The sequence below is a fragment of the Paracoccus sp. (in: a-proteobacteria) genome (assembly GCF_046462195.1).
Lineage (GTDB): Bacteria > Pseudomonadota > Alphaproteobacteria > Rhodobacterales > Rhodobacteraceae > Paracoccus.
Window position 1 is genome coordinate 1 of sequence record NZ_JBKGUN010000025.1, and the last position, 5,528, is coordinate 5,528.

General features: G+C 64.8%; 7 protein-coding genes and 1 pseudogene. 2 read left to right on the forward strand and 6 right to left on the reverse strand.

Features of this window, described 5'->3' with window-relative positions; translation table 11 throughout:
- Both ACLHHB_RS01560 and ACLHHB_RS01565 read right to left on the reverse strand, forming a co-directional pair.
- Positions 1–199: mechanosensitive ion channel family protein (locus tag ACLHHB_RS01560; protein WP_410216524.1), on the reverse strand; the 199-nt coding region annotated here is incomplete at its 3' end.
- Positions 200–345: 146 nt separating this feature from the next.
- Positions 346–1,128: a UPF0149 family protein gene (locus ACLHHB_RS01565; RefSeq protein WP_410216525.1), complete on the reverse strand. Its 783-nt coding sequence runs from the start codon at positions 1,126–1,128 to the stop codon at positions 346–348.
- Between the two features lie 270 nt (positions 1,129–1,398).
- On the opposite strand from ACLHHB_RS01565, the gene ACLHHB_RS01570 reads away from it, so the two are divergent.
- Positions 1,399–2,502, forward strand: a complete 1,104-nt coding sequence (locus ACLHHB_RS01570) for a zinc-binding dehydrogenase (RefSeq protein ID WP_410216526.1) — start codon at positions 1,399–1,401, stop codon at positions 2,500–2,502.
- 375 nt (positions 2,503–2,877) lie between these two features.
- On the opposite strand, the gene ACLHHB_RS01575 is transcribed toward ACLHHB_RS01570, so the two are convergent.
- The 4 genes and pseudogenes from ACLHHB_RS01575 to ACLHHB_RS01590 form a co-directional block, all read right to left on the reverse strand.
- Complete coding sequence (locus ACLHHB_RS01575) at positions 2,878–3,012, reverse strand: hypothetical protein (protein ID WP_410216527.1); 135 nt, start codon at positions 3,010–3,012, stop codon at positions 2,878–2,880.
- Positions 3,013–3,169: 157 nt separating this feature from the next.
- The gene (locus ACLHHB_RS01580) at positions 3,170–3,565 is read right to left on the reverse strand and encodes a hypothetical protein (protein WP_410216528.1); all 396 of its coding nucleotides are present in this window, start codon (positions 3,563–3,565) and stop codon (positions 3,170–3,172) included.
- The gene (locus ACLHHB_RS01585; RefSeq protein ID WP_410216529.1) at positions 3,562–4,911 is read right to left on the reverse strand and encodes a recombinase family protein; all 1,350 of its coding nucleotides are present in this window, start codon (positions 4,909–4,911) and stop codon (positions 3,562–3,564) included. The genes ACLHHB_RS01580 and ACLHHB_RS01585 overlap by 4 nt, the downstream gene beginning before the upstream one ends.
- Positions 4,908–5,294 (reverse strand): annotated as a pseudogene (locus ACLHHB_RS01590) (DUF2924 domain-containing protein); the annotation flags it as partial. The gene ACLHHB_RS01585 and the pseudogene ACLHHB_RS01590, both read right to left, overlap by 4 nt.
- A 44-nt stretch (positions 5,295–5,338) precedes the next feature.
- Here ACLHHB_RS01590 and ACLHHB_RS01595 point away from each other — a divergent pair.
- Positions 5,339–5,528 (forward strand): hypothetical protein (locus tag ACLHHB_RS01595; protein WP_410216530.1); only part of this gene is annotated, 190 nt, incomplete at its 3' end.

The following is a 5,528-nucleotide window of genomic DNA, read 5'->3' on the forward strand; positions in this document are numbered from 1 at the left end:
CTGCTGCGATCAGCGCCGGGCGCTGGTGCCAGCGCCTCAGGAGCCGGGCCTCGCCCCGCCAGGCATAGCGCGCCAGGGCCCAGGTCAGGACCAGGACAATGAGAGCAGCGAGGAGGTTCGGCAGAAGCGCAATAAGGCCCGCCACCAGACGGGCGAGTTCGAACCGCAGGATGCGCAGCGGTTCAAGGTCGGGGATCATGGGCTTCCAACGTGCTCTCCATCATCCGGAAACGGTGGCGGTCGCAGCACGGTTCCCGGGAGCCGAGATGCGGCAGCAAACCCGCTGGATCAGCATGCCTTGGCCATTCAGGTTGCAGCCTATCGGCAATGCAGTGAGTGGTCGCTTCATACTCCCGCCCCAAGTTCAGGACCGCTGCGTCGCGACGCGTCGCAGCCTTGATAACCAACCAGTCGAAGCCGCGGAAGTAAGATACCAACAGCTGCACTTGTCAGTTCTTGCCGCAGCACTGCTTGTACTTGCGGCCTGAACCGGCAGGGACAGGGATCATTGCGACCGGGACGGGCGCTCCTGGCGGGGGCACGAGACAGGTTGTCAGCCTTCATGACCAGCTCCGGGCGCGACACAAGCAGGATCTGGGCAACACAGTTCGGGATCAGGTCGGGCGCCTGAAGGTCAATCTCGTCGATCTCTTCTTCCGTAAACTTGCTGGTCCCTTCATTGATATCCTGCAAGGCAAACAGGAAGATCATTGACGACCGCGTCTCCTCATCAGCCTGTTCAATCACTGTTTGCCAAGCGTCGGGGCGCAAGCGTAACGCACGGGTGTACCCCTCGATCCAGGGCTCCCAGAGCGTCTCGTCACTGTTCGGATCGACCTCGTATATCGGCTCGATCAAGGGGGTCTTTGCCATCTCCGAGGCGACCGCGTTGTAGTGGACCATCACTGCCGCAATGGTTGCCTCGGCCGTGGCCGGATCAGGGAAGCCGGCATCACCCGTTTCACCCCAGACATGGGGGAGCCATTCGGAGGGCGGGATGAGATCGGGACAGGCAAGGATGCCGGTCACATAGCCATCGAGTTCGCTCACCGTCATCGGAAGGCTTTCATGCGGCAAAGCCGCCAGCAGGTCGTCGAGATGGTCGAGGTCCTGGTCCGAACGGCTCACAGCGGGTCTGCCTCATGGCGAGGATCTGGATACTCATCCCAATGCCGGATCACAATCCAGCTGCGGTCCGAGCATCATGGACGTTCACGACGAGCAGCCCAGTCATGCGGCCAGCGCAAGGTTGCCCCATACCGGCGCAGAGCCGGGCCTTCGGCCCCAGCCGCATCACAGTTCAAGCCATTCAAGATGCGGCGGGCCAGCCTGTCCGCTTGGCAGTTGAACTTGGTCCCCGCGTGGGAGAGGATTGCTCCCGTAGCCAGCGGAGAACCTATGGATCGTGAGAACCTGGAACTGAGATCGATTGTCACTGGGGAGGGCCTGCTGCGGCTGCATCTGGAGCCGGTGGTCTTGTCCCGGCCCGGACTAGGGCAGCTGCTGGTGCGGGTCGAGGCGGCGCCGATCAACCCGTCCGACCTGGGACTGATGTTCGGACCGGCCGACCTGGAGACGCTGGCGCGTGACGGGCAGGCGCTGACCGCGCGCATTCCCGATCGCGCCATGCCCGCGATGCAGGCGCGGATCGGTCAGTCGCTGCCGGTCGGCAACGAAGGGGCAGGGACCGTTATCGAGGCGGGACCAGACCAGCAGCACCTGATCGGCCGGCGGGTGGCGATGCTGGGCGGCGCGATGTACGCGCGCCTGCGCCTGATCGAGGCCAAGGACTGCCTGGTCCTGCCCGAGGGTGCCTCGGCTGAGGAAGGCGCGGCGCTGTTCGTGAACCCGTTGACCGCGCTGGGCTTCGTCGAGACGATGCGGACCGAAGGGCACACGGCAATCGTTCATGCGCCAGCGGCCTCGAACCTCGGGCAGATGCTGGTGCGGATCTGCCAGGCGGACGGCATCGGCCTCGTCAACATCGTCCGCAGCCCCGAGCAGGTCGCGTTGCTGCGCGATCTGGGTGCGACGCATGTGATCGACAGCAGCACCGACAGCTTCAGCGAGGACCTGACCGAGGCCATCGCTGCCACCGGCGCCACGCTCTCCTTCGATGCCATCGGCGGGGGCGAGATGACCAGCACCATCCTGAACGCGATGGAGGGGGTCGCGGCCCGCAGCATGACCAGCTATGACCGGTACGGCTCGTCCGTGCTGAAGCAGGGCTACATCTACGGTGCGCTCGACACCGGTCCTTCGGTCCTGCGCCGCGACTTCGGCTTCAGCTGGCGCATCGGCGGCTGGCTGCTGTTCCATGCTCTGCAGCGTCTCGATCCGGCGACAGTCCAGCGGATGCGTCAGCGTGTGGTGGACGAGATGACCACGACCTTCGCCAGCCACTATGCCGCGCGCATCACACTGGAGGAGGCGCTGGAGCCCGAGACAATCACGGCCTATGTCCGCAAGTCCACTGGGTCCAAGTACCTGTTGACGCCTTGATGGAGTGGCGCATAACGAAGCAAAGTCTGCGCCCTGATCCTCCCGTCGAGCCAGCGAGGTCATTGCCAAGGTCACCCTGATCTGCGGTCCCTTGCAGTCATACGCCGCTACCCGGTTGCCTGAATGTGGGCGGAGATCTCGTGAAAGCCGCGCCCTGAGGCGCGGCTTTATGGCCGCAAGCGGATACGGTTCGGCGCGCATTCAGTCCATCTTTGGCCGCGCGTAGTGAGGAGCGGCCGGCGTGCCGTATCCGATGATGGACAAGACTTCCTCCGACCGGACAATCCAACCGGCCTCTACGAGCCGGGAGACGGATTGTTCGGCCTTCCGCTGATTCATGCGCGGAGCCGCCGCGAAGATCCTGACGGCTTTGTCCTATGCGATTTTGCCGTCGGGTCCGGCATATTCCGCCAGTACCGTCAGGCAGCCAAAGAGGTGCAGATCCTGTGTTTGAATCATTTCCTCGGCGATTTCCGGGTTCATCCAAGGGAAGTGAGGAAGTCTGCTCATAGTCATTCTCCAATGGGGTTGTGAGGGTTAGGTATCTGCGAGGCCAACAGGCATCGTTCGCCAAACTGGCGATGCCGATCGTCCTCGAAGATCTTGGGACGCCTGCGCGGGAGATCCTCCGTCAGGCGTTATGGGGTCGGAAACGGCCACTTCGTTGCTATTGCGGCGTCGCCCTCCAGTACGCGCGCTGGGCGCTCCACTCTGCCGGAAACGGCTCCAGCAGCCGGGGAAGCGTCAGTTCGGGTCCCTGTGTGCCGTCGAGGATCGCCTCGACGATGTCGGGAGCGAGCAGCGTCAGGCGCAGGACCCGGGTCATGTAAGAGTGGGCGATGCGCTCGTGCTCGGCCAACTCGCCGATGGTGGCGAACCCGCCGCTTTCCAGCATGCGCTTCCAGCGAAAGGCGCGGCCCAGAGCCTTGACCAGGGTGCTGTCGTTCCTGCGAGGTTGCGGCGCGCTCTCCGGCAATTGGATCTCCTTGCGGCCGCCACGCTTCACCACGCGGAAGGGGATTTGCAGGGTCATGGTCTCCGGAAGCGGTGCCACGCAGGTCATGCCGCACGCTCCATCCCGCCGGCCTGCATCTCCTGTGCAAGGCCGCTGAGGCTCTCGATGCGCAGCCGCACGTTAAGGCCATCCAGGCCGATATCTACCCGCTCGACCAGCAGCGCGGCGATGCGCGCCTGCTCGGCCGGGAAAAGCTCGTCCCACAGCGGATCGAGCTGGTGCAGGGCGTCGCGGACATCGGCCTCCGTGATGCCGCTATTCTGAGCCGGCTCCTGCAATTGCTCCCGGGCCGCCTTCCATGTGCCGGCCACGATCTCCGGCTGCCGGAACAGAGCGCGCAGCTGATCGATGACCGCAGCCTCGATCTCGCCGGCAGGGACGCGGCCGACGGGGCAGGCGCCGGCGCCCTGCTTCAGCACCGTCTGGCTGACATGGTAGCGATAGAGCCGGCCGCCCTTGCGGGTGTGGCTGGGCGAGAAGGCGGCGCCGTCCGGGCCGAAGATCAGCCCCTTCAGCAGCGCCGGCGTCTGCGCACGGGTGCGGGCGGCACGCGTGCGCGGGCTTTCCGTCAGGATGGCGTGAGCTTTGTCCCAAAGGTCGCCGTCGATGATGGTCGTGTGCTCGCCGGGATAGCTCTCCCCCTTGTGCACCGCCTCGCCGATGTACACCCAGTTGTTCAAGATCCGGTAAAGGGCCTTCTTGTCGATCCGGTTGCCGCGCGAGGTCCGGATGCCGCGGCTCGCTAATTCCCGTGCGAGTTCAGTGGCCCAGCCAATCTCGAGGAAGCGGGCGAAGATCCAGCGGACGTGGTCTGCATCCTCTTCGTTTACGATCAGCTTGCGGTGCTTCACCTTGTGGCCCAGCGGCGGGGTGCCCCCCATCCACATGCCCTTCATGCGAGAGGCACGGAACTTGTCGCGGATCCGCTCCGCCGTCACCTCGCGCTCGAACTGCGCGAACGAAAGCAGGATGTTCAGCGTCAGCCGGCCCATGGAGGTGGTGGTGTTGAAGGATTGGGTCACGCTGACGAAGGTCACGCCGTTGCGGTCGAAGACCTCCACCAGCTTCGAGAAGTCCATGAGCGAGCGCGACAGCCGGTTGATCTTGTAGACGACCACCACATCGACGAGGCCGTCCTCGATGTCGGCCAGGAGCCGCTGCAGGGAAGGGCGCGCCAGCGTCCCGCCGGAGATGCCGCCATCATACTGATCGCGCACCAGCACCCAGCTCTCGGAGCGCTGGGAGGCGATATAGGCCTCACAGGCCTCGCGCTGGGCGTGGAGCGAGTTGAACTCCTGCTCCAGGCCGTCCTCGGAGGATTTGCGGGTGTAGACGGCGCAGCGCAGCTTGCGGACAATCGGCTTCGTGTTCATTATATACGGAGCGCGCGTCATGCCCGGCTCCTGTGGTTCTTGAGCCCGAAGAACACCCAGCCATTCCAGCGCGTGCCGGTGATGGCGCGGGCAATGGCGGAGATCGACTTGTAGGGCCGTCCCTGCCACTCGAAGCCATCGGCGGTGACGGTGACGACCTGCTCCACGCCCTGCCATTCGCGGATCAGCCGGGTGCCGGCGATGGGCATGAGGTCAGCACGGATGCGGCTCTTCTTGCGGTCGCCCCCGTCCGGCTCCTCGCCCAGCCGCTCCAGACGCCGGACCGTCTCCGGCCTCAAGCCGCCATAGGCCAGCTCCTGGATGCGGTAGGCCAGCCGGCTCTCGAGATAGCGCCGGTTGAACGGTGGTGGCACGCTGTCGAAAAGCTCGCGCCGTTGCTTACGACAGCAAGCGCCACGGCCGCCTGACCGGACGCCACTGGTGGGGCGTGACCGATGACGACGAAGCGGATATTGTCGATCCCGTTACCGGTCGCAGCGCCGTTCGGCTGCGAAAGGCGCTCGGGCTTCCTGATCGGGGAGCCAATGCCACGGGAACCACGCTGGTCGTGCTAGGCCGTGTTGACGAAAGGGATTCACCGGGCGAGCTGATCGTGATGCAAGCTGTTATCTGCGATG